The organism is Nocardioides sp. (assembly GCF_964228225.1).
Lineage (GTDB): Bacteria > Actinomycetota > Actinomycetes > Propionibacteriales > Nocardioidaceae > Nocardioides.
The window spans coordinates 15632-40604 of record NZ_CAXQZB010000061.1 but is presented as its reverse complement, the minus strand read 5'-3'; the positions used below and the strand labels follow the sequence as shown (position 1 = coordinate 40604).

Here is a 24973-nt window from a genome sequence, read left to right as displayed (position 1 = left end):
GAGCAGTGAGCACGACCCTGCCCGCCCTGCGTCGCCGCGACCGCGGCCTGCCCGTGTTCGGCAAGCTGTTCAGCTACCTCAAGGACCCGGTGGCGCTGATGCAGCACCACTGGGACACCTACGGGGCCGTGTCGCCGTTCCCGTCGCTGGCCGGCCGTCATGCGGTGCTGCTGCTGGGGCCGGAGGCGTGCGAGGCGGCGCTGGTCAACCGGGACAAGGCCTTCGTCAACGGCCCGGCCTGGTCGCGCATCATCGGACCGTTCTTCCACGACGGACTGATGCTGCTGGACTTCGAGGAGCACCACCAGCACCGCAGAATCATGCAGGGCGCGTTCACCCGCGACCGGCTCGCCGGCTACGTCGACCTCCTCCACCCCGCCCTCGACGCCGGCCTCGCCGACTGGCGGCCCGCCGATGCCTTCCCGGCCTATCCGCGGCTCAAGCAGCTCACCCTCGACATCGCGGCCCACATCTTCATGGGCGGCGCCGAGGACACCTCACCGGCCGAGATGGACCGGCTCAACGCCGCCTTCATCGACTGCGTGCAGGCCGCGGCCGGGGTCGTCCGCGCCGACGTGCCGTTCACCCGCTGGGGGCGGGCCTACCGCGGGCGCCGCGAGCTGGAGACCTGGATCCGCCACTACGTCCCGAAGCGGCGGGCCGAGCCGCGCGAGGACCTGCTCTCCGCGCTGTGCCACCTCGACGACGAGGGCGGCACCGGGTTCAGCGACGACGCCATCGTCGACCACATGATCTTCTTGATGATGGCGGCCCACGACACCTCCACCATCACGGTCTCCACCATGCTCCAGCACCTCGGTCAGCACCCGGAGTGGCAGGAGCGCTGTCGGGCCGAGGCACTGGCCCTGGGGCCGACGCCGAGCCTGGCCGAGCTGGAGTCGATGACCGACACCGCCCTGGTGATGAAGGAGGCGCTGCGCCTGGTCGCGCCCGTCACCGTGCTGATGCGGCGCACGGTCGCCGACACCGAGGTCTGCGGGGTGGCGATCCCCGCCGACACCGACGTGATCGTCGGGGTGCAGTTCTCCCACGTCATGCCGCGCTACTGGCGCGATCCCGAGCGGTTCGACCCGGAGCGCTTCGCGGAGCCGCGGCGCGAGGACAAGGGCCACCGCCTGGTCTGGCAGCCCTTCGGCGGCGGCGTGCACAAGTGTCTGGGCCTGCACTTCGCCGGCGCGGAGGTGCACGCGATCCTGCACCGGATGCTGCGCGAGTTCACCTGGCAGGTGTCGCCCGACTACCGCGCGCCGCTGGACTTCCACTCCCTGCCCTACCCGACCGACGGCCAGCCGATCCGGTTGCGGCACCGGTGACCGTTCCCGCCCGCCGGCCCGGCTGGGTGCGGTTTGGCATCCTGTGCGCATGCGACGCGCTCTCGTGATCTCCTCGGCCCTGCTGGTCACCACGCTCACGCTGTCGGCGTGCGACGCCGTGGGGGAGGCCGCCAGCAACGCGGCCGGCGCCGCCGGCTGCGCGGTGGCGCAGGAGACGTTGGACCAGGTCACCGCCGACGCGCGCGGCGCGGTCGATCGCCTCACCTCCGACCCGCAGGCGGCCCAGGAGGACGTGCGGGCGCTCAGCATCCTGCTCGACACCCTCGACAGCACCCTCGGCGACGACATCGCCGCGCCGCTCACCGAGGCCCGCGACGCCGTCGACAGCCTCACCGACCAGGCTCGCCAGGCGGCCGACGGCACCCAGGTCGACGACGTCGCCGTCGACGCCGCCCGCGCCGAGCTCGACCGTGCGGTGGCCGACATCACCCAGATCTGCTGAGCGGAATACGGCCGGGGGCACGTGAGGTTGGTCCGGGGTGAGTGACATCTCGGAGCGCGCCAGAGCACCCCGTCCCCGAACCGACCGCCCCCGGTCCGCCGGTGCCGCGATCGTGGCGCTCGCCGTCGGCGGCTTCACCATCGGCACGACCGAGTTCGTCACGATGGGGCTGATCCGCGAGATCGCCGCCGGGGTCGACGTCTCGATCCCCACCGCCGGGCACGTCATCTCCGCCTACGCGCTCGGCGTCGTCGTCGGTGCCCCGCTGCTGGCCCTGCTCGGTGCCCGGCTGCCGCGTCGCGCCCTGCTGGTCGGGCTGATGCTGGGCTACGCCGCCGCCAACCTGCTCTCCGCGGTGGCGTCGTCCTACGAGGTGCTCATGCTCGCCCGCTTCCTCGACGGCCTGCCCCACGGCGCGTACTTCGGCGTCGCCTCGCTCGTGGCGGCCGACCTCGTGGCGCCCGAGCGGCGCGGACGCGCGGTGGCCGGCGTGATGCTCGGACTCTCGGTCGCCAACGTCGTCGGCGTGCCCGCCGCCACCTGGCTGGGGCAGCACCTGGGCTGGCGCGCGGCCTTCGCCGTCGTGGCGGTGCTCTCCCTGGTCACGGTGGCCTGGGTGCTGGCGATCGTGCCCTCCCTGCCCGCCGACCGCGGGGCCAGCGGCCGCCGCGAGCTGCGTGCGCTCGGCGACCCCCTGGTGCTGCTGACCCTGCTCGCCGGCGCGATCGGATTCGGCGGCATGTTCGCCGTGTACTCCTACATCGCCCCGACCGTCACCCGGGTCGGGGGGCTCGGCGACGGCGCCGTACCGGTGTTCCTCACCGCCTTCGGACTCGGCATGGTCGCAGGCACCTGGCTCGCGGGCCGGCTGGCGGACTGGTCGGTGGACCGGTCGCTGCTGATCGGCGCCGGGGGCATGGCGCTCTCGCTCGTGGCGTTCTGGGTGCTCGCCCCGCTGGGCTGGGCCAGCGCCCCGGCGGCGTTCGCCCTCACCACCCTCGGCTCGGTGCTGGTGGTCAACCTGCAGATGCGGTTGATGTCGGTGGCCACCGACGCCCCGACCCTGGGCTCGGCCATGAACCACGCCGCCCTCAACGTCGCCAACGCCCTCGGGGCCTGGCTCGGCGGCCTGGTCATCGCCGCCGGCGCGGGCTACCGCGCCACGGCCCTGGTCGGCATCGCGCTGGCCCTCGCCGGGCTCGTGGTGCTCCTGCTCGCGGCCGCCGTGGCCCGCGGCCGCGCGCTCGACCCGCAGCCCGTCACCCCGGGCCCGTCCGGCGTCCCGACCGGCCCGACCAGACCGACCGGCCCGACCCGGCCCGTCGCGGTCGCGGCTCAGCCCGAGAACTCCTCGCGCAGGACGTCGTAGCGCACGGCGTCGCTGGGTCCGGTGCGCAGCACGGTGCCGATCCGCTCCGGCCCGGCCTCGCGCAGACCGGCCGAGCGCAGGACGTGGCGCGAGGCGGCGTTCTCCACCGCCGCGGTGGCCCGGACCCGGGTCAGGCCCGGCCCCGTCGGCGGCGCGGTGAAGGCCCAGGCCAGGCAGGTGCGCACGGCGGCGGTCATCAGCCCGCGCCCGCGGGCCTCGGGATGCGCCCAGTAGCCCACCTCGGCGTCGCGGGCGGTGAGGTCGAAGAGGTTGATCGCCCCGAGCAGTCGGTCCTGCCGCTGGTCCTGCTCAGGGTCGGTCAGGGCCCAGGTGACGGAGTCGCCGCGCGCCTCCTGCTCGCGGATCGCGTCGAGCCAGATCCGGGCGTCCTCCGGACCGTAGGGTGCCGGCATCCGGCCCAGCCAGTGCTGCGTCCGCGGATCGGAGCAGGCCTCGACCACCCGGGGGAGGTCGGTGTCGCGGACCGCGCGCAGCCGCACCCCGGTGCCGATGAGCACCGGCGGGCGCCACCACGGCGTCGTCGGCTCGCGGGGGTCCTGCGGGGACAGGCTCGCCAGCCACACCTCGCGCGCCTCGGGGTCGCCGGCCGCGCCGCGCAGCACGCCGTCGTGGCGGAAGCCGAGGCGCCAGGCGATCCGGCGGGCGGCCCCGTCGCCGACCGGGATCCGCGCCCGCAGCAGTGCCGGAGCGGCGTCCGAGCCGTCGTCGGCGCGGCGGGAGAACACCAGGTCGCGCGCCCGTCGCGCCGCCGCCGACGCCAGGCCCCGACCACGGTGGGCGGGATCGATCTCCACCGACAGCACGGCGACCAGCGCCGACTCCGCGTGCAGGGTCACCGTCCCGACCGGGACGTCGTCCTCCAGGACGCGCCAGCGGCCGGTCGCGGCGACGTCGGGCACGAGGACGGGGTCGCTCACAGCACCGCCGTGTCGTGCCACAGCGGCCAGACGGGGGAGTCGGCGAGCTCCTCGCTGCGGTGCCACAGCGCCAGGTACAGCTGCACGGCCGTGCCGCGCACCACGAGGTCGCCGTCGGGCTCGGGTCCGGTAAGGGTGCCGATCGGCGGGGCGTCGTGCACGTCGAGGGTGAAGCCGACGGCGGCGTCGGTCACGTGCACCGCGACCCGCACCGGCGTCGTCGAGCGGATCCGCGTCTTCGAGCGGGGCAGGAACCCGAGGATCAGCTCGTCGACGCCGTCGAGGGCGAACCCGGGGTCGAGCCAGGTCTGTGCGGCCGTGGGGAGGGCGCCGGTCCGGGCGGCCAGCGCGTCGACGGCGTGCATGGTGGTCTCGTGCGCCTGGCGGCGGGTCCAGAACGCACGGGGCGCGGGCGCGTCCTTGAGGAACGTCACCGCGACGGCGTCGTCGGCGGCCTCGACGAGGGTCGTGCGCAACCGCGCGGCGCCGTCGGCGAGCCACGCCAGCGGGTCGGCGCTGTCGCGGCACTCCTGCTCCAGCGGTTCCCAGGCGAGGTCCTCCCCGGCGAAGGCGCCGGTGGCCCACCGGTGCACCGCCCCCTGGTGGGCCAGCAGGTCGAGCACGGTCCAGCCGGGGCACGGCGGCACCGGTGCGTGGGCGCCCGCGGCCCGGGCGTGGTCGATCAGCTCGCTCAGGGCCCGGTCGAAGGCCGCGAGGTGCTCCGCGATCGTCATCGTGGTCGGCATGGGCCCAGGGTGGCATCCGCGCGCGTCGCCCGCACCCGGGAATCGCGGGGTACGGTCCGCTCGCGATATCCGGTGGCGGGCCGCGGGCGGGCACCGGCCAGAATGGACCCCATGTCCAGCGCCGCCCCGGAGAATCCCGCCCCGACCGCCCGTCCCCGGGTGCTGTCGGGCATCCAGCCCACCGCCGACTCCTTCCACTTCGGCAACTACCTGGGCGCGCTGCGGCAGTGGGTGGCGCTGCAGGAGGACCACGAGCCGTTCTTCTTCATCGCCGACCTCCACGCCATCACCGTGGAGCAGGACCCGAAGGTGCTGCGCGACCGCTCGCTGCGCGCCGCCGCCCAGCTGATCGCGATGGGCATCGACCCGGAGCGGGCCTCGATCTTCATCCAGAGCCAGGTGCCCGAGCACGCCCAGCTGAACTGGGTGCTGCAGTGCCTCACCGGGTTCGGCGAGGCCCGTCGGATGACGCAGTTCAAGGACAAGTCCGCCAAGGGCGGGGAGGGGGCCGCCTCGGTCGGCCTGTTCACCTACCCCATCCTCCAGGCCGCCGACATCCTGCTGTACCGGCCGCAGTACGTGCCGGTGGGGGAGGACCAGCGCCAGCACCTCGAGCTCACCCGCGACCTCGCGCAGCGCTTCAACCACCGCTACAAGAAGACCTTCCGGCTGCCCGAGCCCTACATCCTGGCGGCCACGGCGAAGATCCTGGACCTGCAGGACCCGACGTCGAAGATGTCGAAGTCGGGGTCCTCGCCGGCCGGCATCATCACGATGCTCGACGACCCGGCGGTGAGTGCGAAGAAGATCCGCTCGGCCGTCACCGACTCCGAGGCCGAGATCCGCTTCGACCCCGAGTCCAAGCCGGGGGTCAGCAACCTGCTCACGATCCACTCCGCGCTGGTCGGCACGCCCGCCGCCGAGCTCGCCGAGCAGTACGCCGGCCGGGGCTACGGCGATCTCAAGAAGGACGTCGCGGAGGCCGTCGTCGCCTTCGTGACGCCGTTCCGCGACCGCACCCTGGAGCTGCTCGAGGACCGTGCGCACCTCGCCGCGGTGCTGGACGCCGGGGCCGCGCGGGCGCGCGAGGTCGCGCAGCGCACCCTGGCCGACGTCTACGACCGGGTCGGTTTCGCCGCCCCCGCGGGCCGCTGAACCCTCCGACCCCCGCCACGGGATAGGTTGGTCGCATGCCGACGATCGGGGTCGCCGTCGCCGTCCCGGATCCGTGGGGTGAGCGGCTGCAGCAGTTCCGCATCGGCCTCGGCGACCCCGCGGCCGCGCTCGTGCCGACCCACATCACGCTCGTGCCGCCCACGGAGGTCCCGGACGAGACCGAGGTGCCGACCATCGTGCGCCACCTCGAGCAGGCCGCGGCCTCGGTGCCGGCCTTCGGGGTCCACCTGCGTGGCACCGGGACCTTCCGGCCCGTCTCCCCGGTGGTGTTCGTGGGGCTGGTCGAGGGCATCAGCCAGTGCGAGCAGCTGGCCGCCGCGGTGCGCACCGGGCCGCTGGCGGTGCCGCTGGACTTCCCGTACCACCCGCACGTGACCGTGGCCCACCAGGTCGACGACGACGTGCTCGACCGCGCCTTCGCCGAGCTCGCCGGCTTCGAGTGCGAGTTCGAGGTCACCGAGTTCCACCTCTACATCCACAGCGCGGAGCGCGGCTGGGAGCCCACCCACCGCCTGCCGCTCGCGCGGGGCTGAGGCGGCGATGGGTCCGCAGGAGCGGCTCGCCGCGGCCCGCCGACGCTCACCGCTGCTCGACCACGCGGTGCGCACCCAGGAGCACTACGGCACGGTGCAGGCCGCCCAGCAGGCCGGGGCCGTCACCTACTTCGCGTTCCTGTCCTTCTTCCCGCTCCTGGCCCTGGGGTTCTTCACCGTCGGCCTGATCTCGCGGGTCTATCCCGACGCCGACGCCGACCTCGTGGCCGCGATCGACTCCGTGCTGCCCGGCGTGCTGGGGGAGGGGGTCAACCAGCTCTCGCTCGACGACGTCGCCGACTTCTCGGGCCTGGCCGGCGTGGTCGGGCTGGTCGGCGTCCTCTACGCCGGGCTCGGCTGGGTCTCGGCGCTGCGCACGGCGCTGGTCACCGTGTTCTCCACCCCGCGCGAGCAGCTGCCGAACTTCGTGCGCGGCAAGCTGCGCGACCTCGAGGCGCTCGTGGTCATCGGCCTGGTGCTCGTGCTCTCGGTGGCGGTGGCGGGCTTCGTGGCCGGCTTCTCCGCCGACCTGCTCGACCTCCTCGGGCTGGACGCCACCCTGGGCTGGCTCGTGCGCCTGCTCGCGGTGGTGGTCGGGCTCGGCGCCAACATGGTGCTGTTCTTCGCGATGTTCCGGCTGCTCGCCGAGCCGCGGGTGCCCCCGCCCGTGCTGTGGCAGGCCGCGGCGATCGGCGCCGTCGGCTTCGAGCTGCTCAAGCAGCTCTCCGGGCTGCTGCTCGCCGGCACCCAGGGCCAGCCGGCGTTCCAGGCCTTCGGCATCGCCCTGATCCTGGTGGTCTGGATCAACTACTTCTCCCGGCTGGTGCTCTACGCCGCCGCCTGGGCGCAGACCTCACCGCGCACGCGCGACCTGCTCGTCCACGAGCCCGTCGCCCCGGTGCAGGGTCCCTCCGCGCCGCCCGAGGACCCTGATCCCGAGACACCCGCCGAGGGCGCGGAACCCGTGACCGCGCCCGCCCTGAAGGCGGGCGTGCCCGGGTTCGTGGCCGGCCTGGGTGTGGGCCTGCTGCTGCGTCGTCGTCGCTGACCCCGCGCCGACGGCACTCACCCGGGAAGACGCCGACGGGCGCCCCGCCCGGAGGTGGGGCGCCCGTCGGCGTCAGATGACGTGCGCTGAGTCAGAGACCCTGCTTGATCGCGGTGCGCAGGTCCTTGTTGAGCTGGCTGATGACGTCCAGCGGGATGCCCTTCGGGCAGGCCGAGGTGCACTCGCCGATGTTGGTGCAGCCGCCGAAGCCCTCGGCGTCGGCCTGGGCGACCATGCCGACCGCGCGCGACCACCGCTCGGGCTGACCCTGCGGCAGCTCGCCGAGGTGGGTGATCTTGGCACCCACGAACAGCGAGGCCGAGCCGTTCGGGCACGACGCCACGCACGCACCGCACCCGATGCAGGTGGCCACGTTGAAGGCCCGCATGGCCTTGTCGCGCGGCGCCGGCACCGAGTTGGCCTCGGGGGCCGAGCCGGTGTTGGCCGAGATGTAGCCGCCGGCCTGGATGATGCGGTCGAAGGCGGAGCGGTCGACCACGAGGTCCTTGAGGACCGGGAACGGGTCGGCGCGCCACGGCTCGACGGTGATGGTGTCGCCGTCCTTGAACGAGCGCATGTGCAGCTGGCAGGTGGTGGTGACCTCGGGGCCGTGGGGCTGGCCGTTGATCATCAGCGAGCACGAGCCGCAGATGCCCTCACGGCAGTCGTGGTCGAAGGCCACCGGCTCCTCGCCCTGGGCGTTGAGCTGCTCGTTGAGCACGTCGAGCATCTCGAGGAAGCTCATGTCGGCGGACACGCCGCTGATCTCGTAGGTCTTCATGGCACCGGTGGCCTCGGGGGAGGCCTGGCGCCAGATCTTGAGCGTCAGGTTCACTTGTAGCTCCGCTGCTTCATCTCGATGGCGGTGTAGATCAGGTCTTCCTTGTGCAGCACCGGCTGGCCGTTGTCGCCGCCCCACTCCCAGGCCGCCACGTAGGCGAACTCGTCGTCGTGGCGCAGCGCCTCGCCGTCCTCGGTCTGCGACTCGGCGCGGAAGTGGCCGCCGCAGGACTCGCGACGGTTCAGCGCGTCGATGCACATCAGCTCGCCGAGCTCGATGAAGTCGGCCACGCGGCCGGCCTTCTCCAGGCTCTGGTTGAGGGTGTCGGCGGCGCCGAGCACCTTCACGTTGGACCAGAAGTCGGCCTTGAGCTCGCGGATCATGTCGATCGCCTTGCGCAGACCCTCCTCGGTGCGCTCCATGCCGCAGTACTCCCACATGATGTGGCCGAGCTCGCGGTGGTAGCTGTCCACCGAGCGGGTGCCGTTGATGGAGAGCAGCTTCTCGACCCGGGACTCGACGTCGGTGCGGGCCTCGACCACCGCGGGGTGGTCCTCGGTGACGGCCGGGAACGGGCCGTCGGCGAGGTACTCGCGGATGGTGTTCGGCAGCACGAAGTAGCCGTCGGCCAGACCCTGCATCAGCGCCGAGGCACCGAGGCGGTTGGCGCCGTGGTCGGAGAAGTTGGCCTCGCCGGTGACGAACAGGCCGGGGATGTTGGACTGCAGGTGGTAGTCGACCCACAGGCCGCCCATGACGTAGTGCACGGCGGGGTAGATGCGCATCGGCACCTCGTAGGGGTTCTCGCCCGTGATCCGCTCGTACATGTCGAAGAGGTTGTCGTACTTCTCGCGCACGGCGTCCTCGCCCAGACGCTTGATGGCGTCGGCGAAGTCGAGGTAGACGCCGCGGCGGAAGTCGCCGACCATCGGGCCCACGCCGCGACCCTCGTCGCAGACGTTCTTGGCCTGGCGGGAGGCGATGTCGCGGGGCACCAGGTTGCCGAAGGAGGGGTAGATCCGCTCCAGGTAGTAGTCGCGGTCCTCCTCGGGGATGTCGCGCGGGTCCTTGGTGCAGTCCTCGGCGTTCTTCGGCACCCAGATCCGGCCGTCGTTGCGCAGCGACTCCGACATCAGGGTCAGCTTCGACTGGTGCTCCCCGGAGACCGGGATGCAGGTGGGGTGGATCTGCGTGAAGCAGGGGTTGGCCATGTAGGCGCCCTTGCGGTGCGCGCGCCACGACGCGGTGACGTTGGACCCCATCGCGTTGGTGGAGAGGAAGAAGACGTTGCCGTAGCCGCCGGAGGCGAGCACGACGGCGTCGGCGAGGTGGGTCTCGATCTCGCCGGTGGCGAGGTCGCGGGCGATGATGCCGCGGGCCTTGCCGTCGACGACGATGAGCTCGAGCATCTCGTGGCGCGTGAACTGCTCCACGGTGCCCGCGGCGACCTGGCGCTCCATGGCCTGGTAGGCGCCGATCAGCAGCTGCTGACCCGTCTGGCCGCGGGCGTAGAAGGTGCGCGAGACCTGCACGCCGCCGAAGGAGCGGTTGTCGAGCAGGCCGCTGTACTCGCGGGCGAAGGGCACACCCTGCGCCACGCACTGGTCGATGATGTTCGTGCTGACCTCGGCCAGGCGGTACACGTTCGACTCGCGGCTGCGGTAGTCGCCGCCCTTGACGGTGTCGTAGAAGAGGCGGAAGACGGAGTCGCCGTCCTCCTTGTAGTTCTTGGCCGCGTTGATGCCGCCCTGGGCCGCGATCGAGTGGGCGCGGCGGGGGGAGTCCTGGTAGCAGAAGGACTTGACGTTGTAGCCGGCCTCGCCGAGCGTGGCCGCCGCCGCGCCACCGGCCAGGCCGGTGCCGACGATGATCACGGTGAGCTTGCGGCGGTTCGCGGGGTTGACCAGGCGGTTCTCGAACTTGCGCGTGGTCCACCGGTCGGCGATCGGGCCGGTCGGGGCGATCGGGTCGACGATCTTCTCGCCCATGGTGTAGTAGCCGTGGGCGTCGTCGGACTTCTGGACGGGGGCCGAGTTGAGCGGGGTCAACCCGTCGTGGAGCTGGGAGCCTGCCATGAGGACGCCTTCCTTACTTCTCGATGATGCCGAGCAGGACCGACACGGGGACGAGCGAGAAACCGCCCGCCACGACGACGGCGACGACCCAACCGGCCAGCTTGGCCCGGGTGCGCGCCGCGACGCTGTTGGTCAGTCCGAGGGTCTGGAGAGAACTCCACGTCCCATGGTGCAGGTGGAGGCCGAGGGCCACCATCGCCACGAGGTAGATGATCGTGAGCCACCAGACCTCGAAGTTGGCGACCATCAGCTCGTAGGGGTTCTTGACGCCGGTGTCGCCGTTGCTCACGTCGACCTTGACGATCGTGAAGTTGAGCAGGTGCCAGATCAGGAACACCAGCAGCGTGGCGCCGCCCCAGCGCATCGTGCGCGAGGAGATCGCCGACTTGGTGTACTTGCGGGCCACGTACTTCGTGGTGCGCGCCCGGCCCGCTCGGCGGGCCAGCGCCACCGCGGAGGCCACGTGGACCACGAGGGCGGCGATGAGGCCGACCCGGATGATCCACAGCAGGCCGCCGTAGGGCAGGAGGGGCTCGCCGATCTCGCGGAGGTGCTCCGCGTAGTCGTTGAACTTCTCCTCGCCGCCGAAGGCCTTGAGGTTGCCGTACATGTGCCCCAGCACGAAGGCGATGAACAGCACGCCGCTGGTGGCCATGAGGAGCTTGAGCGCGATGGTGGAGCGGGTCCCGCGCGGATCGCGGACCAGGCTCGGACGTGTCGTGACTGCCACGTCTGCCCACTTTACGCTTCTCTCAGGTTCGGATGTGACGCGTCCCATGTGAGATAAGTCCGGTTAGGACACCCTCAGAAACCGCAGGTCACACCGCTTTCACCCTCCTTCGGGGGTGGTGACGGACCGACGGTCGGATCCGCGCTTCACCTCGCTCGCCCACGCGGCTAGAGTTCGAACATGCGTTCGCATCGCGGTGGGTGCGCCGACCAGGGCGTGCTGCCCTTCGACGTCGCTCCCGACCCCGCGGCGGCTCCCCTCCCGCGCCGCCGTCCGGCGTCGCGGGCCCTCCCCGAGGCCGAGCGCCAGGTGCGACGCCGCCTGCGCAGCGACGCGTTCGGCTCCCGCGGCTGGCCGGCGGGCACCGAGCTGCTCATCGACCTCGACCGCACTCCCCGGGAGGGCGAGCTCGCCCTGGCCCGCGACCGGGGACGACTGCAGATCGGGGTCCTCGAGCGTCGGCTGGGGCGCTGGGCGCTGCTCTCCGACCACGGCACGACCTGGCTCAGCAACGCCGCCCGCTACGTCGGCACCGTGATCGAGATCAGTCCGCCGCTGGCGGGCATGCCCTCCGACCCTCCGGCCGACCCCGCCTAGGCTGGGGCCCTCCATCGTCCGTCCGACCGGGAGGTCGCCGTGCCCGCCAGTCGTTCCGCCCGGCAGAGGAAGGCCGGCGCCGACGCCGGCGAGCTGGCGACCGTGCGCATCGACGTCGGCGCCGACCAGTCGTTCGTCTACACGATCTCGTGCACGGTCTGCGAGGTGCCGCGGCCGGGCACCGGCACCCGCGCGTGGAGCACGAAGCGACGGGGCGAGGACAACGGCTACCTGGCGGCGATGGACCGGTGGATCCTGCACCTGGACGCCCGGCACCCCGGTGCCGACGCACCCTGTCTGACGTACCTGCCCGAGGCGCAGACGCGGGTGCAGGAGCGGCGCGACGCCCGGCGATGACGGGCGGTCCTGCGGCCTAGGCGGCGGCGGTGGCACCCACCAGCGAGCGGTACCGCGCGGTGACCTCGTCCACCGCCTGCACCCAGGTGCGGCGCAGGGCCCGCTCGCGCGCAGCCTCGCCCAGCAGGTGGCGCCGGGGGTCGGCGGCGATCGAGGCGACGGCGTCGGCCAGGCCGCGGGTGGCGCCGGGCTCGTAGAGCAGTCCCGTCTCCAGCGGCACGACGACGTCGCGGGCCCCGCCGGCGCGCGGGGCGATGACGGGCACGCCGCTGGCGCCGGCCTCGCGCAGCGCGTGCGCGCACGTCTCGTGCTCACCGGGGTGCACCAGGACGTCGAGGCTCGGCAGGGCGATCGTGAGGTCGCCGGTGCTGAGCGGGCCGGTGAAGCGCGCCCCCGGCAGCCGGCTCTCCAGCCAGTCGCGCTGGCTGCCGGCGCCGATGATCACCGGTCGGACGCCGGGCACCCGGCCGAGCTCGGCGAGCCGGCGCACGCCGTGGCGCTTCTCCAGGCCCCCGACGTAGCCGACCACGAGCCGGGGACCGCGTCCGTGGGGCGAGCCGGGGGAGCCGTGCGCCCGCCCCCAGGACTCGTGCAGCCACTGGTCGCGCAGGGCGGGGGTGAAGGCGACGGGGTCCACCCCGGGCTCCCAGTGGTGGGCGCCCACCCCGAACTCGCCCATCCGCCCGAGCATCCACTGCGCCGTCACGACGACGAGGTCCGCCCGGTCGGCCACCCGGCTGCGCCAGTAGTCGGCGGCGACGTCGAGCACGGGTGAGGTCGCGAGCACCACCGCGGGCACGCCGACCCGGCGCGTGTGCTTGAGGGCCTTGCGGCCGACTGTGCCCGGGGACACGACCTGCACGAGGTCGGGCCGGAAGGCGTCGAGGGCGGCCCGCACCTGACCGCCGACCGGCTCCAGCGGCCGCAGCCGCACCACCGTCGCCGTCCGGTAGGAGGCGATGCCGGGCGTGGCGGTGATCACACGCACGGTGTGGCCGAGGTCGACCCAGCGGTCGATCTGGGCCTTGAGGGTGGTCGTCGTCCCGTCGAGGGCGGGATAGAAGGTCTCGGTCACCACGGCGATGCGCAGGCTGGTCACGCGGCCGAGCGTGACGCCGTCACCCGTCCGGGTGGCGGCGCGCCGGCGACCGCCCGGGGGGACCCGCGTGTCGCGGGGGTGAATCCTGCCCGGACGCCGGGGCCGGGGGCGCCGGTTCATCCCCTGAACGGGGGGCGTGCCGTGCTGCCCCGCTCTTCTAGGGTGCGACCTATGACGTCGCAGGAGAAGGTCGGCGGCGCGGGTGCCGCCGATCCCGAGGAGGGCCCGCTGCGCCTGCAGCAGCCCCAGGATGACCATGCCCGCTCCGACTGGGAGCGGGAGACGGCCGCGGTGCTGCGCAAGGGTCGACGGCTGGCCGAGGACGCCGCCGACGACGCCGTGTGGGCGACGCTGACCCGCACCACCCTCGACGGGGTGCCGATCACGCCGCTGGGCACCCCCGACCTGGTGGAGAGCCTGGTGACCGCGGGCCGTCCGACCCGCGAGGGTGCCTGGGACGTGCGCTCGGCGCTCGGCCCCGGCGTCACCGACGCCGTGCGCAACGAGGAGTCGCTGGCCGAGCTCGAGACCGGGGCCACCTCGCTGTGGCTCACCGTCGACGCCGACACCGACTTCGCCACGCTGCTGCGCGGGGTGTTCCTCGACCTCGCGCCCGTGGTGCTGGAGACCCGCGACGCCGCCGGTGCGCTCGCCGCGGCCCGGGCCTACCTGGCCCACCTCGCGGCCGAGCACGTCACCGCCCACGCCGGCACCAACCTCGGCGTCCCGGCCGAGCTGGCCGGCACCCCGGAGGCCGTCGAGGTGGCCACCGCGGCCCGGCAGGCCGGCATCCTCGCCTTCGTGGTCGACGGCACCGCCGTGCACGACCGCGGCGCCTCCGACGCCCAGGAGCTCGGCCACGTGCTGCGCGTGGGCGCGGAGTACTTGCGCGCCCTCACCGGCGCCGGGCTCGACGTCGCCACCGCCGCCTCGCTGGTCGAGTTCCGCCTCGCCGCCACCGACGAGCAGTTCCCGACCATCGCCAAGCTGCGGGCCGTGCGCCGGCTCTGGGCGCGGGTGCTCGAGCTCAGCGGGGTCGCCGAGCCCGCGCCGATGAGGCTGCACGTGGTCACCAGCCGGCCGATGATGAGCCGCTACGACCCCTACGTGAACATGCTGCGCGGCACCGTGGCCGCCTTCGCCGCCGGCGTGGCCGGGGCGGACGCGCTCACCGTGCTGCCCTTCGACGCCCCCCTGGGCCGCCCCGAGGCGTTCGGGCGCCGGATCGCGCGCAACACCTCCGCCCTGCTCATCGAGGAGTCGCACGTCGCGGTCGTCACCGACCCCGCCGGCGGTTCCTACCACGTGGAGAAGCTCACCGACGACGTCGCGGTGGCCGGGTGGACGTTCTTCGGCGAGCTCGAGGCGGGCGCCTCGCTCGACGACGCCGTGGCCGCCACGGTCGCCGAGCGCGACCGCCTCGTCGCCACGCGCGCCCGGCCGATCACCGGCCTCACCGAGTTCCCGAACCTGGCCGAGGAGCTGCCGCAGCGCACCCCCGACGGCCTCTTCGACGCCGTGCGCAGCTACGGCGCCAGCTTCGAGGCCCTGCGCGACGCCCCGGCGTCGCAGCCGGTGTTCCTGGCCACGCTGGGCCCGATCGCGGCCCACACGGCCCGGGCCACGTTCGCCTCCAACCTGTTCGCCGCCGGCGGCATCGGTGTGGAGGTGGCCGGCGCCACCGCCGACGCCGACGCGCTCGTGGCCGCCTACGGCGGTCAGTCGGTGGTGTGCCTCGCGGGTGCCGACACCGCCTACGCCGCGTGGGGTCAGGCCGCCGCCGAGGCCCTGCGCGCGGCCGGTGCCACCCACGTGATCATCGCGGGCAAGCCCACCGACTACGCCGACGACTCCTGCGCGATGGGCCTGGACGCCCTCGCCTTCCTCACCCGCACCCGGGAGAAGCTGTCATGAGCACTGTCCCCTCCTCCTTCGCCGGCCTGCCGCTGGCCGGGGGTACCGCCGCCGCGGCCCCGGCACCCACCGGTGCCCCGTGGGCCAGCCCCGAGGGCATCGAGGTGCTGCCGGTCTACGGCCCCGAGCACCTCGCCGGCCTCGACGCGCTGGGCACCTTCCCGGGCCTGAGCCCGTTCCTGCGCGGGCCCTACCCCACGATGTACACCACCCAGCCGTGGACCATCCGGCAGTACGCCGGCTTCTCCACCGCCGAGGAGTCCAACGCCTTCTACCGCCGCAACCTCGCGGCGGGCCAGAAGGGCCTCTCGGTGGCCTTCGACCTCGCCACCCACCGCGGCTACGACTCCGACCACCCGCGCGTGCGCGGTGACGTCGGCATGGCCGGCGTGGCGATCGACTCGATCTACGACACCCGCACCCTGTTCGACGGCATCCCGCTGGACCAGATGTCGGTGTCGATGACGATGAACGGCGCCGTGCTGCCCGTGCTCGCCCTCTACATCGCGGCGGCCGAGGAGCAGGGGGTGACGCCGGAGCAGCTCGCGGGGACCATCCAGAACGACATCCTCAAGGAGTTCATGGTCCGCAACACCTACATCTACCCGCCGGCGCCCAGCATGCGGATCATCTCCGACATCTTCGCCTTCACCAGCCAGCGGATGCCGCGGTTCAACTCGATCTCGATCTCCGGCTACCACATGCAGGAGGCCGGGGCCACCGCCGACCTCGAGCTCGCCTACACCCTGGCCGACGGCGTGGAGTACATCCGCGCGGGCCTGGAGTCGGGCCTGACGATCGACCAGTTCGCGCCGCGGCTGTCGTTCTTCTGGGCCATCGGCATGAACTTCTACATGGAGGTCGCCAAGATGCGCGCGGCCCGGGCGCTGTGGAGCCGGCTGGTGCGCCAGTTCGACCCGCAGAACCCGAAGTCGCTGAGCCTGCGCACCCACAGCCAGACCTCGGGCTGGTCGCTCACCGCCCAGGACGTGTTCAACAACGTCGGGCGCACCTGCCTGGAGGCCATGGCCGCCACCCAGGGCCACACCCAGAGCCTGCACACCAACGCCCTGGACGAGGCCATCGCGCTGCCCACCGACTTCTCCGCGCGCATCGCCCGCAACACCCAGCTGCTCCTGCAGCAGGAGAGCGGCACGACCTACTCGATCGACCCGTGGGGCGGCTCGTACTACGTCGAGAAGCTCACCCACGACCTCGCCGAGCGCGCCTGGGCGCACATCATGGAGGCCGAGGCCGCCGGCGGCATGGCCGCCGCCATCGAGCAGGGCATCCCGAAGATGCGCATCGAGGAGGCCGCGGCCCGCACCCAGGCCCGGATCGACTCCGGCGCGCAGAAGGTGATCGGCGTCAACACCTACCGGCTGGCCAGCGAGGACCCGCTGGAGGTGCTCAAGGTCGACAACGACGACGTGTACCGCCAGCAGATCGCCAAGCTGGAGCGGCTGCGCGCCGAGCGCGACGACGAGGCCGTGCGCTCCGCGCTGGAGGCGCTCACGAACTCCGCCGAGCGCGGCCCCGCCCCCGGCGGCAGCCTCGACGGCAACCTCCTCGCCCTCGCCGTCGACGCGGCGCGCGCCAAGGCCACCGTCGGGGAGATCTCCGACGCCCTGGAGAAGGTCTACGGCCGGCACCAGGCCGTCATCCGTACGATCAGCGGCGTGTACCGCGACGAGTCGGCCCTGAGCGAGCACGGCACCTCCCTGGTGGGGCAGGTGCTCAGCGCCACCGCCGAGTTCGAGGAGGCCGAGGGCCGTCGCCCGCGCATCCTGGTGGCCAAGATGGGCCAGGACGGTCACGACCGCGGCCAGAAGGTCATCGTGTCCGCCTTCGCCGACATGGGCTTCGACGTCGACGTGGGGCCGCTGTTCTCCACGCCGGAGGAGGTCGCGCAGCAGGCCGTCGACGCCGACGTCCACCTCGTGGGTGTCAGCTCGCTGGCCGCCGGCCACCTCACCCTGCTCCCGGCGCTCAAGCGGGCGCTGGCCGAGCAGGGCCGTGACGACATCATGGTCGTCATCGGCGGCGTCATCCCGCCCGACGACGTGCCCACCCTGCTGGAGATGGGGGCCGCGTCGGTCTTCCTGCCCGGCACGGTGATCGCCGAGTCCGCCCTCGACCTGCTGGCCAAGCTGCGCGAGCAGCTCGGTCACTGATGTCGGACGACCCCGCAGCGGCATCCACCGGAGCGCGGCCCGGCGTCGAGGACCTCGTCGCCGGGATCCGCGCCGGACGACGCGCGGCGATGGCGCGCGCCATCACCCTGGTCGAGTCGGCCCACCCGCGACGCCGCAGCGAGGCGCGCGAGCTGCTCACCCGTCTCGGCGAGGACCCGGCCTCCGGTGTCCACTCGCCGGCGGTGCGGGTAGGCGTCAGCGGCGTGCCCGGCGTCGGCAAGTCGACCTTCATCGAGTCGCTCGGGTCGATGCTCACCGCCGCGGGCCACCGGGTCGGGGTGCTGGCCGTCGACCCGTCCTCGGTGCGCACCGGCGGCTCGGTGCTCGGCGACAAGACGCGGATGGCGCAGCTGTCCGCCGACCCCCGCGCCTACATCCGGCCCTCGCCGTCGGCCGGCACGCTCGGCGGTGTCGCCCGCGCGACGGCGCAGGCGATGACGGTGCTCGAGGCCGCCGGGTACGACGTCGTGCTGGTCGAGACCGTCGGGGTCGGCCAGTCCGAGATCACGGTGGCCGGCATGGTCGACACCTTCCTGTTCCTCACCCTGGCCCGGACCGGCGACCAGCTGCAGGGCATCAAGAAGGGCATCCTGGAGATCGCCGACGTCGTGGCGGTCAACAAGGCCGACCCGGCCGACCCGGCGCGTGAGCTGGAGGCGCGGGGGGCCGCACGGGAGCTGGCGGGCGCGCTGCGGCTGGTGCGGGGCATGGACGAGTGGGCGCCGCCGGTGGTCACCTGCAGCGGCCTGCACGGCGCCGGCGTCGAGGACCTGTGGGGCCAGGTGATGCGGCACCGCGAGCACCTCGGCGACACCGGGCTGGCGCGCAAGCGCGCCGAGCAGCAGCTGGACTTCACCTGGGCGCTCGTGCGCGACGAGCTGGACCAGCGGCTGCGGCACTCGCCGTCGGTGCGGGCGATCCGCGAGGAGGTGCGGAGCGCCGTCCTGGGTGGCGACCTCGCCGCGTCCCTGGCCGCCGACCGGATCCTCGCGGCCTACGACGCCGGGCCCGCCGAGGCCTGAGCGGGGTTCTCCACAGCCTCCGGGGCGACCGGTGGCGATCGCGCGCCCTCCCGTTGACACTCGCTCGGGTCGGGGCGCTCGGGCCCCGCGCTCGGGACGGGGAGGCCGCGATGGCCGTACGACACGACGCCGGCGGAGGAGTGGGCGACCTCGCAGCGCCCACCGCCGCCGCGGCCGCGAAGGCCCAGCTGTGCCACGACGGGTGGCAGGACGTGGGGGAGACCCGTGCGCGACGCGAGATCAACGTCGCGGCCGGCTCGTCCTCGGTGCTGGTGCTGGTCGAGGTCGACACGCTCACCGGCCAGGTCCACGGCGAGGGCTTCGGGCCGGGCTCGGAGGTGTGCCGGGCCGACCTGGAGGCCGGCGCCCGCGAGGTCGTCGTCGGGTGGCGCGACGCCGTCGCGGCGCTGTGGCGGGACTGGCAGGACCTCCCGCGGCCCACCGGCGCGGTGGAGCAGCTCGTGGCCGCGGCCGCCGAGATCGCCGTCGACCCCGAGGCCCCCGACCACGTCGGCGCGCACGTGTCCTCGGTGAACGCGCGACTGGCCGGCGACCTCGTCCGCCTCCAGATGCGCACCGCGCAGCTCGCCGGGGCCTACGCACGGTCCTTCGCCGAGCACGTCGTGGCCGCGCTGCCGAGCACGGTGGGCTCGCTGCACCAGCTGCTCGTCGTCGTCGCGCTGGTGGCCCGCACGCAGGAGGAGCTCTGGGCGCGGGCGCGCGCCGACGCCGCCCGGCTCGAGGTCGACCTGCTGGCGGCGATGCGGTCGGCCGGACCCGCGGGCGGGCCGGACTCCGGGGTCGCGCTGACCCTGACGGTGATCACCGCGCTCGCCACCGCGGCCACCGCGCTCCCCACGGGCGGTGCGTCGTCCGCAGTCCTCGCGATGATCCGGGCCGCGGGCACGGCGGGGGCCGGCATCGTCAACGCCGCCTCCGGCACCGACCCGGGCGCCGGCCCGGACGGCCCGCTCGCGCTCGGCGCCGGGCACCCTCGCGATGTCCTCGACCGGGCGAAGGACGCCCTGCGCGCCCTCGACACCGGGATCACGGAGGTGGAGGCGCAGCTGGTCGCCCTCGTCGATGCCGCGCTCGACCTCATCGACTCCGGCGCCGTCGACCTCGACCACGCGGGCCGAGCGCCGCGTCGCGCGACCGAGGTGCTGGACCCGCACCAGGACGTCGTCGTCGACGACGCCGCGATCGCCTCCATCACCGGACTCTGGCTGCCCTCCATCGCCGCCGACCTGCGCCGGGCCCGTCGTGGGCTGACCCTCACGGCAGCGGACGGGTTCGAGCGCACCGGCACGATCGGACTCGCGCCCACCGGGGCCTGGTCGGGCCTCGAGCGGGTGCAGCGCCGCAGCGAGCTGCACCTCGACCGGCTCGCCGAGCAGATGGAGGCCGCCGCCGTCGGACTGGCCCGCGCGGCGCGCGAGCTGCATCTCGTCGACGCGGCCGCGCTCCGCCGGGCGCGACAGCTGGAGCGACGCGTCGAGCGCCTCGACATCGACGACCCCGACCACCCGGCGGTGGTGCGCGGGGTGCGGCGATGAGGCGCCGGTGCCGCCGCCTCCCGGCGCTGCTCCTCGCGATGGTGGTCCCGGTGGTCCTCGGCCTCGCCGCATGTCGCCCTGACGCCCCGCTGCCGGTGCCCCGTCACCTCGACTGGTTCGGGACCCCGGCGGGCCCGCGCGCGGAGCTGACGGGCCAGACCCCGGTCGGCCGGTTGTCGCTGCTCTACTCCGCGGCCGAGTCCGACCTCCCGCCGATCGAAGGACGGCCGTTGCCGCCGTCGCAGGATCCGCCTGACACCGTCTACCTCCAGACCAGCCTGATCTTCACCCCCGACGCCGGAGTGCCGCTGGAGGCGTTCATCGCACCGATGGCCTCCTACGGACCGCCGGAGCTCACGGCCGTGGCCATCCGATTCGAGGGCGAGCCCGGCACCGACGCCGGCACGGTCCCGATCTCGCTGTGGGACCCGTCGTGGGCGGCCGTGCACGCCGATCACGCGGTGCCGCTCGGGCTGCGGATCACCTTCGACGGCCTCACCTACGAGACCGATCGGGACGGACGCGTGGTCCCGGACCCGACCGGTGCCGACTCCCCGGCCGCGCGGATGATCGACCTGCCGCCGGCCGAGGAGAGGTCCTGCCGCGGCGCCCTGCGTGAGCACACCACGGTGGTCGTGCCGCGCCTGCCACGGCTGTGCTCCTACCGGCTCCAGGTCTACCCCTACGCGCCCGGTCTGGGGTGGGCGTCGCGCCGCGAACCCGGCGCGGTGTGGGCGCTGGTGTGGGCCCACACGTGGATCCGCGACGACCTCCTCACCCTGGCCGGAGAGCCCTGCCCCGACGACGGCTTCACGAGGCGGGTCACGGGGCGGGTCACGGTCACCGTCGACGGCCGCCCTCGGGCGTTGGAGGTGCCGATGACCGAGAATCCCATCCCGGGCGGTCCCGGGTTGTCCACGCGGGAGGTCTTCCTGGTGCCCGACCTGGGCCGTCACCGCCTCTCCGTGGCGAGCAGCTGGACCTGTCGGAGCGCGGGCCGCGCCCGCACGGTCGGGTTCGCCGACCACGTCGTGCACCGGATGCCGCCGTCCGACGAGGTCCCGGCCGTTTCAGACCCGCGGCCCCGGGCAGGGTGCCCCTCGTCGGGCGAGGCGTCCGGCGAGGGAAGGGGAGAGGGATGCGGATCTCGGACGGCGGCGGTCCCGGAAGCGGGTTCGGCTCCTCGGCCTGGCGCATCGCGGCCGCGGCCGCACGCGCGGAGTTCGCCCACAACCTGATGTGGCGCCTGGAGGACGAGTGGACCGTCGTCCGGACGTTCGGCATGTACGACCCCGGCGCGCACGTCTCGGTCAACCTGCTCACCGGCGACTACGAGATCCAGGGCCCGTTCTCGACCTCGATCACCGCGGACGCCGCCCAGGAGACGCCGCAGCTGGTCCAGGACCGGATCGACGGCTGGCGCAGCCGCATCGACGACCTCTTCGAGCGGTGGCTGGACCTGCCCCGGGTGCCGCTGGAGGCCTACGAGCTGACGCGCGCTGCCGGGGAGCTCAACATCGATCCCGACGATCCGGAGGCCACCGAGGACCGTTTCGGGTCCGTGAACACCCGCCTGGCCGGCGACCTCTCGAACCTGGCCCTGCGCTGTGCCCAGCTCAACGGCGAGTACGCCGCCACCTTCACCGAGCGGTACGTGACGGCGCTGCCCGCGACCTGCCAGTCGTTGGGGCAGGTGGTCGCCGCGCTGGGCGTGGGGCGGCGGGCCCAGGGCGAGCTCTGGAGCCGCGCCACGAGCGACCTGGCCGACTTCGAGCAGGCCGCCTACGACGCGATGCGGGCCGCCGTGCCCGAGTCGGGCGAGGGTGCGACGTTCGCCCTGAGCCTGTTCGGGGCCGTCGCCGGGGCGCTGAGCGCGATCCCCACGCTCGGCGGCTCCGCGGTGCTGCTGGCCGCCATCAGCGGCACCGCGTCCGTGCTCGGCGACATCGAGCAGGACGACACCGCGCGCGAGGAGATCCCGCTCGGTGCCGGTGACCCCGAGGGGGTCTTCGCGAACATGACCGATGCGCTGAACCGGATGGACGACGTGATGCTGGCACAGGAGAAGGCGGTGCGCGGGCTGATGGAGGCCGCCTACGACTTCGCCCGCGGCGGTGCCTGCGACCTCAACCCGCCCGGGTTCGCGGGCGCCCCGCCGGGAAGCGTCCTCAGCCACGCCCAGGACGTCGTCGTCTCGCCCGAGGCGATCGCCAAGATCACCGAGCTGTGGCTGCCCTCCATCGCCGCCGACGCCCGCCAGGCGGCGGCGGGTCTGACGATCACCGCCTCCGACGGGTTCACCCGCTCCGGGGACATCGGGCTGGCGCCGCAGGGGGCGTGGCCGCAGTTCTCCGAGCTGCAGCAGGAGACGCGGCGTCTGCTCGGCCGTCTCTCCACCCAGCTGGAGGGGGCGGCCGACGCCCTGGCGGCGGCAGCGCGCACGATCGGCCTGGCCGACGACGCCGTCTCCGAGCGCTACCAGGGCATCGAGCGGCGGGTCGAGCACCGCAACATCAACGACGTCGACGCCGTCCCGCAGGTCTGAACCGCCCCCACTAGCCTGAGCGGGTGGACGTCGCGATCACCCTGCTGCAGCGCACGGTCGAGGCGGCCGAGGCCGAGCTGATCGCGCTGCGGCGCGACCTGCACGCCCATCCCGAGCTGGCCTGGGCCGAGGAGCGCACCACGGGGGTCGTGGCCGCGGAGCTGGAGCGCGCCGGTTGGCGGGTGGAGCGCGCCCCCACGAGCGGGCTGGTGGCCGAGCTCGGTGCGGTCGACGGTCCGGCGATCGCGCTGCGCGCCGACCTCGACGCCCTGCCGGTCACCGACACCACCGGCGGTCCCTGGGCCAGCACGGTCCCCGGGGTGGCCCACGCCTGCGGCCACGACGTCCACACCACGGCGCTGGTCGGTGCGGCCCGGGGCCTCGCCGCCGTGCACGCGGCCGGTCTGCTGCCCGGGCGGGTGCGCCTGCTCGCCCAGCCGGCCGAGGAGGTGATGCCCGGCGGTGCGGCGCAGTTCGTCGCCGACGGCCGGCTCGCGGACGTGGAGCGCATCTTCGCCCTCCACTGCGACCCCGGCGTCGACGTCGGTCGGGTCGGTCTGCGGGTGGGCCCGCTCACCAGCGCGGCCGACCGGCTCGAGGTGCGCCTCGAGGGAGCCGGCGGCCACACCTCCCGCCCCCATCTCACGGGTGATCTCACCTACGCCCTCGCCACCGTCGCCACGCAGCTGCCCGCGGTGCTGAGCCGTCGCCTGGACCCGCGCAGCGGGGTGAGCGTGGTGTGGGGGGTGCTGCAGGCCGGGAGCGCGGCCAACGTGATCCCCGGTCACGGTCGGCTGGCGGGCACGGTGCGGATCCTCGACGCCGAGGTCTGGGAGCGGTGCGAGCCGGTGGTGCGCGCGACGGTGCTCGACCTCGTGCGGCCCTACGGCGTGAGTGCCGCCGTCGACTACGTGCGCGGCGTGCCGCCGGTGGTCAACGACGCCGACTCCCACGACCTGCTGGTCCGCGCCGTGGGTGCCACGCTGGGCGAGGGCGCGGTGGTGCCGGTGCCGCAGAGCCTCGGCGGCGAGGACTTCGGCTGGTACCTCCAGCACGTTCCGGGCGCCATGTTCCGGCTCGGCACCCGTACGCCTGGCGGGGTCGTCTACGACCTCCACCAGGGCGACCTGCGGGTCGACGAGCAGGCGATCACGGTCGGTGCCCGGGTGCTGGGCGCCGCCGTGCTCGCCACGACTCAACCCTTGCGGTAGGGAAGGCCGACCGCGGCAGGGGCGCGGGAGCGGCCGACGAGGCCGGCCACGGCGAAGACCGTGACGACGTAGGGAAGCATGAGCATGAACTGGCTGGGCACCGGAGACCCGATCACCGACAGCACTCCTTGCAGGTTCGAGGCGAATCCGAACAGCAGTGCGGCCAGCGTGGCACGGACGGGGTCCCACTTGCCGAAGATCACCGCAGCCAGCGCGATGTACCCCGCCCCTCCCGTCATCTCGCGATTGAACTGGGACACCGAGACCAGGGTGTAGAAGGCACCGCCCATCCCCGCGATCGCGCCGGCGAGCAGCACGGTGCGGTACCGGGTGCGGAGCACGTCGATGCCCACGGTGTCGGCTGCCTTGGGGTGCTCACCCACCGCGCGCACCCGCAGACCCCACCGGGTGCGGTACAGCGCCCAGGTGACCAGCGCGACCGCGATGTAGAGCACGTACACCAGGGGGGTCTGCCGGAACAGGATGGGGCCGAGGAGGGGGATGTCGCCGAGGAGCGGGATGTCCCATTGCGAGAATCGCGGCGGCGTGTTGAGGTCGGCGGTGTTCGGCACGAGCAGCTGACCGAACAGGAAGCTGGTGACACCGATGATCAGGACGTTGAGCACCACGCCGACGATCACCTGGTCGACGAAGTAGGTGATGGCGAGGACCCCGAGTACCAGCGCGACGAGGGTGCCGGCCATCATGGCGCCGAGCACGCCCGCCCAGGCCGAGCCGGTCACCGATCCGACGACGGCCGCAGCGAAGGCCCCGGCCAGGAGTTGACCGTCGATGGCGATGTTGACCACGCCGGCCCGTTCGCCGAGGACACCGCCGAGGGCTCCGAAGACCAGCGGGACGGCCAGAGCGAGGGACCCCGCCAGCAGCCCGACCACGGGGAGCGAGCCTCCGGCGGCCGCCCACGACAGGAAGCCGACCAGCGCGATGATCGCGAAGACGCTCGGCAGCATCCGTGAGGTCCGTCGGCGTCGCATGACGTCGCTCCAGGCCAGCGCGCTGAGCAGACCCATCACGACGACCGCGACCAGGGCGGTCCCCTCGGCCGGGACCGTGATGTCCGGGAGTTCGACGAGGTCGGAGCGGCTGGCGAGGACGAAGGTCGTGTCCCCCGACTGCGAGCCCGCTGCCACTGCGGCGCCCAGACCCAGGGTGAGCAGCGTCAGCAGGATCGGCGTCTTGCGACTGACCACCGTGACGACCGCCGGTTCGAGCGCCACCGGCGTCGTGGGGATCTCGGGTTCCACCGGTTGTGCCGATGGCACG

At 73.6% G+C, this 24973-nt stretch carries 22 protein-coding genes; 15 read left to right on the top strand and 7 right to left on the bottom strand.

The annotated features are described in order from the left end of the window. Positions 1-5 precede the first annotated feature (5 nt). Genes ACERUJ_RS15615 through ACERUJ_RS15605 form a run of 3 tightly spaced genes read left to right on the top strand, consistent with a single transcriptional unit; the run spans position 6 to position 3166 of the window. Positions 6-1334 carry a cytochrome P450 gene (locus tag ACERUJ_RS15615; protein ID WP_370249696.1) on the top strand — a complete coding sequence of 443 codons (1329 nt, stop codon included), beginning with the start codon at positions 6-8 and terminating at the stop codon, positions 1332-1334. 49 nt (positions 1335-1383) lie between these two features. Continuing rightward, positions 1384-1797 carry a hypothetical protein gene (locus ACERUJ_RS15610; RefSeq protein WP_370249695.1) on the top strand — a complete coding sequence of 138 codons (414 nt, stop codon included), beginning with the start codon at positions 1384-1386 and terminating at the stop codon, positions 1795-1797. 37 nt (positions 1798-1834) lie between these two features. Continuing rightward, a complete protein-coding gene (locus ACERUJ_RS15605; RefSeq protein WP_370249694.1) occupies positions 1835-3166 on the top strand; it encodes an MFS transporter in 1332 nt (443 codons plus the stop codon). Here ACERUJ_RS15605 and ACERUJ_RS15600 read toward each other — a convergent pair. Together ACERUJ_RS15600 and ACERUJ_RS15595 are read right to left on the bottom strand one after the other, a co-directional pair. Then, positions 3133-4104 (bottom strand): GNAT family N-acetyltransferase, encoded by a 972-nt coding sequence (locus tag ACERUJ_RS15600; protein ID WP_370249693.1) that lies wholly within the window; start codon positions 4102-4104, stop codon positions 3133-3135. The genes ACERUJ_RS15605 and ACERUJ_RS15600 overlap by 34 nt on opposite strands. Continuing rightward, complete coding sequence (locus tag ACERUJ_RS15595) at positions 4101-4850, bottom strand: maleylpyruvate isomerase family mycothiol-dependent enzyme (protein WP_370249691.1); 750 nt, start codon at positions 4848-4850, stop codon at positions 4101-4103. The genes ACERUJ_RS15600 and ACERUJ_RS15595 overlap by 4 nt, the downstream gene beginning before the upstream one ends. A 111-nt stretch (positions 4851-4961) precedes the next feature. Here ACERUJ_RS15595 and trpS point away from each other — a divergent pair, with 111 nt between their 5' ends. Genes trpS through ACERUJ_RS15580 form a run of 3 tightly spaced genes read left to right on the top strand, consistent with a single transcriptional unit; the run spans position 4962 to position 7607 of the window. Beyond that, on the top strand, positions 4962-6005 hold the full coding sequence (trpS, locus tag ACERUJ_RS15590) for a tryptophan--tRNA ligase (protein ID WP_370249690.1): 1044 nt from the start codon (positions 4962-4964) through the stop codon (positions 6003-6005). Between the two features lie 35 nt (positions 6006-6040). After that, positions 6041-6559 (top strand): 2'-5' RNA ligase family protein, encoded by a 519-nt coding sequence (locus tag ACERUJ_RS15585; protein WP_370249689.1) that lies wholly within the window; start codon positions 6041-6043, stop codon positions 6557-6559. A 7-nt stretch (positions 6560-6566) separates the two neighbouring features. Further along, positions 6567-7607: a YihY/virulence factor BrkB family protein gene (locus tag ACERUJ_RS15580; protein WP_370249688.1), complete on the top strand. Its 1041-nt coding sequence runs from the start codon at positions 6567-6569 to the stop codon at positions 7605-7607. Positions 7608-7698: 91 nt separating this feature from the next. Here ACERUJ_RS15580 and ACERUJ_RS15575 read toward each other — a convergent pair whose 3' ends face one another. From ACERUJ_RS15575 to ACERUJ_RS15565, 3 genes are all read right to left on the bottom strand, one after another. Next, positions 7699-8442 (bottom strand): succinate dehydrogenase/fumarate reductase iron-sulfur subunit, encoded by a 744-nt coding sequence (locus ACERUJ_RS15575; RefSeq protein WP_370249687.1) that lies wholly within the window; start codon positions 8440-8442, stop codon positions 7699-7701. Then, complete coding sequence (locus ACERUJ_RS15570) at positions 8439-10376, bottom strand: fumarate reductase/succinate dehydrogenase flavoprotein subunit (RefSeq protein ID WP_370249705.1); 1938 nt, start codon at positions 10374-10376, stop codon at positions 8439-8441. Before ACERUJ_RS15570 ends, ACERUJ_RS15575 begins: the two co-directional genes overlap by 4 nt. A 100-nt stretch (positions 10377-10476) precedes the next feature. Then, positions 10477-11193: a succinate dehydrogenase cytochrome b subunit gene (locus ACERUJ_RS15565; RefSeq protein ID WP_370249686.1), complete on the bottom strand. Its 717-nt coding sequence runs from the start codon at positions 11191-11193 to the stop codon at positions 10477-10479. Positions 11194-11373: 180 nt separating this feature from the next. On the opposite strand from ACERUJ_RS15565, the gene ACERUJ_RS15560 reads away from it, so the two are divergent. Further along, positions 11374-11790, top strand: coding sequence for a hypothetical protein (locus ACERUJ_RS15560; protein WP_370249684.1), 417 nt, complete (start codon positions 11374-11376; stop codon positions 11788-11790). A 39-nt stretch (positions 11791-11829) separates the two neighbouring features. Further along, positions 11830-12147: a hypothetical protein gene (locus ACERUJ_RS15555; protein WP_370249683.1), complete on the top strand. Its 318-nt coding sequence runs from the start codon at positions 11830-11832 to the stop codon at positions 12145-12147. 16 nt (positions 12148-12163) lie between these two features. Here the strand turns inward: ACERUJ_RS15555 and ACERUJ_RS15550 are convergent, their stop codons facing one another. Then, positions 12164-13246, bottom strand: coding sequence for a glycosyltransferase (locus tag ACERUJ_RS15550; protein WP_370249681.1), 1083 nt, complete (start codon positions 13244-13246; stop codon positions 12164-12166). A gap of 171 nt (positions 13247-13417) precedes the next feature. Here ACERUJ_RS15550 and ACERUJ_RS15545 point away from each other — a divergent pair, with 171 nt between their 5' ends. From ACERUJ_RS15545 to ACERUJ_RS15515, 7 genes are all read left to right on the top strand, one after another. Further along, the gene (locus ACERUJ_RS15545) at positions 13418-15160 is read left to right on the top strand and encodes a methylmalonyl-CoA mutase family protein (RefSeq protein ID WP_370249680.1); all 1743 of its coding nucleotides are present in this window, start codon (positions 13418-13420) and stop codon (positions 15158-15160) included. Next, on the top strand, positions 15157-17334 hold the full coding sequence (scpA, locus tag ACERUJ_RS15540) for a methylmalonyl-CoA mutase (protein WP_370249679.1): 2178 nt from the start codon (positions 15157-15159) through the stop codon (positions 17332-17334). Before ACERUJ_RS15545 ends, scpA begins: the two co-directional genes overlap by 4 nt. Beyond that, the gene (gene meaB / locus ACERUJ_RS15535; protein ID WP_370249676.1) at positions 17334-18377 is read left to right on the top strand and encodes a methylmalonyl Co-A mutase-associated GTPase MeaB; all 1044 of its coding nucleotides are present in this window, start codon (positions 17334-17336) and stop codon (positions 18375-18377) included. The genes scpA and meaB overlap by 1 nt, the downstream gene beginning before the upstream one ends. A gap of 110 nt (positions 18378-18487) precedes the next feature. Beyond that, the gene (locus ACERUJ_RS15530; protein ID WP_370249674.1) at positions 18488-19933 is read left to right on the top strand and encodes a hypothetical protein; all 1446 of its coding nucleotides are present in this window, start codon (positions 18488-18490) and stop codon (positions 19931-19933) included. Next, positions 19930-21171: a hypothetical protein gene (locus tag ACERUJ_RS15525; protein WP_370249673.1), complete on the top strand. Its 1242-nt coding sequence runs from the start codon at positions 19930-19932 to the stop codon at positions 21169-21171. Before ACERUJ_RS15530 ends, ACERUJ_RS15525 begins: the two co-directional genes overlap by 4 nt. Beyond that, entirely contained in the window at positions 21072-22478 is a 1407-nt protein-coding gene (locus ACERUJ_RS15520; RefSeq protein ID WP_370249672.1) for a hypothetical protein, read from the top strand. Before ACERUJ_RS15525 ends, ACERUJ_RS15520 begins: the two co-directional genes overlap by 100 nt. 23 nt (positions 22479-22501) lie before the next feature. Further along, positions 22502-23689, top strand: a complete 1188-nt coding sequence (locus ACERUJ_RS15515; protein ID WP_370249671.1) for an amidohydrolase — start codon at positions 22502-22504, stop codon at positions 23687-23689. Here ACERUJ_RS15515 and ACERUJ_RS15510 read toward each other — a convergent pair. Further along, on the bottom strand, positions 23674-24954 hold the full coding sequence (locus tag ACERUJ_RS15510; RefSeq protein WP_370249670.1) for an ABC transporter permease: 1281 nt from the start codon (positions 24952-24954) through the stop codon (positions 23674-23676). The genes ACERUJ_RS15515 and ACERUJ_RS15510 overlap by 16 nt on opposite strands. Positions 24955-24973: the final 19 nt, after the last annotated feature.

Excerpts from the sequence above, each read along its gene's own strand:
- ACERUJ_RS15520 (WP_370249672.1), top strand. The coding sequence starts at position 21,072 with ATGCGGATCTCGGACGGCGGCGGTCCCGGAAGCGGGTTCGGCTCCTCG.
- ACERUJ_RS15545 (WP_370249680.1), top strand. The coding sequence starts at position 13,418 with ATGACGTCGCAGGAGAAGGTCGGCGGCGCGGGTGCCGCCGATCCCGAG.
- ACERUJ_RS15595 (WP_370249691.1), bottom strand. The coding sequence starts at position 4,850 with ATGCCGACCACGATGACGATCGCGGAGCACCTCGCGGCCTTCGACCGG.
- ACERUJ_RS15570 (WP_370249705.1), bottom strand. The coding sequence starts at position 10,376 with ATGGGCGAGAAGATCGTCGACCCGATCGCCCCGACCGGCCCGATCGCC.
- ACERUJ_RS15525 (WP_370249673.1), top strand. The coding sequence starts at position 19,930 with ATGAGGCGCCGGTGCCGCCGCCTCCCGGCGCTGCTCCTCGCGATGGTG.
- trpS (WP_370249690.1), top strand. The coding sequence starts at position 4,962 with ATGTCCAGCGCCGCCCCGGAGAATCCCGCCCCGACCGCCCGTCCCCGG.
- ACERUJ_RS15610 (WP_370249695.1), top strand. The coding sequence starts at position 1,384 with ATGCGACGCGCTCTCGTGATCTCCTCGGCCCTGCTGGTCACCACGCTC.
- scpA (WP_370249679.1), top strand. The coding sequence starts at position 15,157 with ATGAGCACTGTCCCCTCCTCCTTCGCCGGCCTGCCGCTGGCCGGGGGT.
- meaB (WP_370249676.1), top strand. The coding sequence starts at position 17,334 with ATGTCGGACGACCCCGCAGCGGCATCCACCGGAGCGCGGCCCGGCGTC.
- ACERUJ_RS15560 (WP_370249684.1), top strand. The coding sequence starts at position 11,374 with ATGCGTTCGCATCGCGGTGGGTGCGCCGACCAGGGCGTGCTGCCCTTC.
- ACERUJ_RS15585 (WP_370249689.1), top strand. The coding sequence starts at position 6,041 with ATGCCGACGATCGGGGTCGCCGTCGCCGTCCCGGATCCGTGGGGTGAG.
- ACERUJ_RS15580 (WP_370249688.1), top strand. The coding sequence starts at position 6,567 with ATGGGTCCGCAGGAGCGGCTCGCCGCGGCCCGCCGACGCTCACCGCTG.
- ACERUJ_RS15530 (WP_370249674.1), top strand. The coding sequence starts at position 18,488 with ATGGCCGTACGACACGACGCCGGCGGAGGAGTGGGCGACCTCGCAGCG.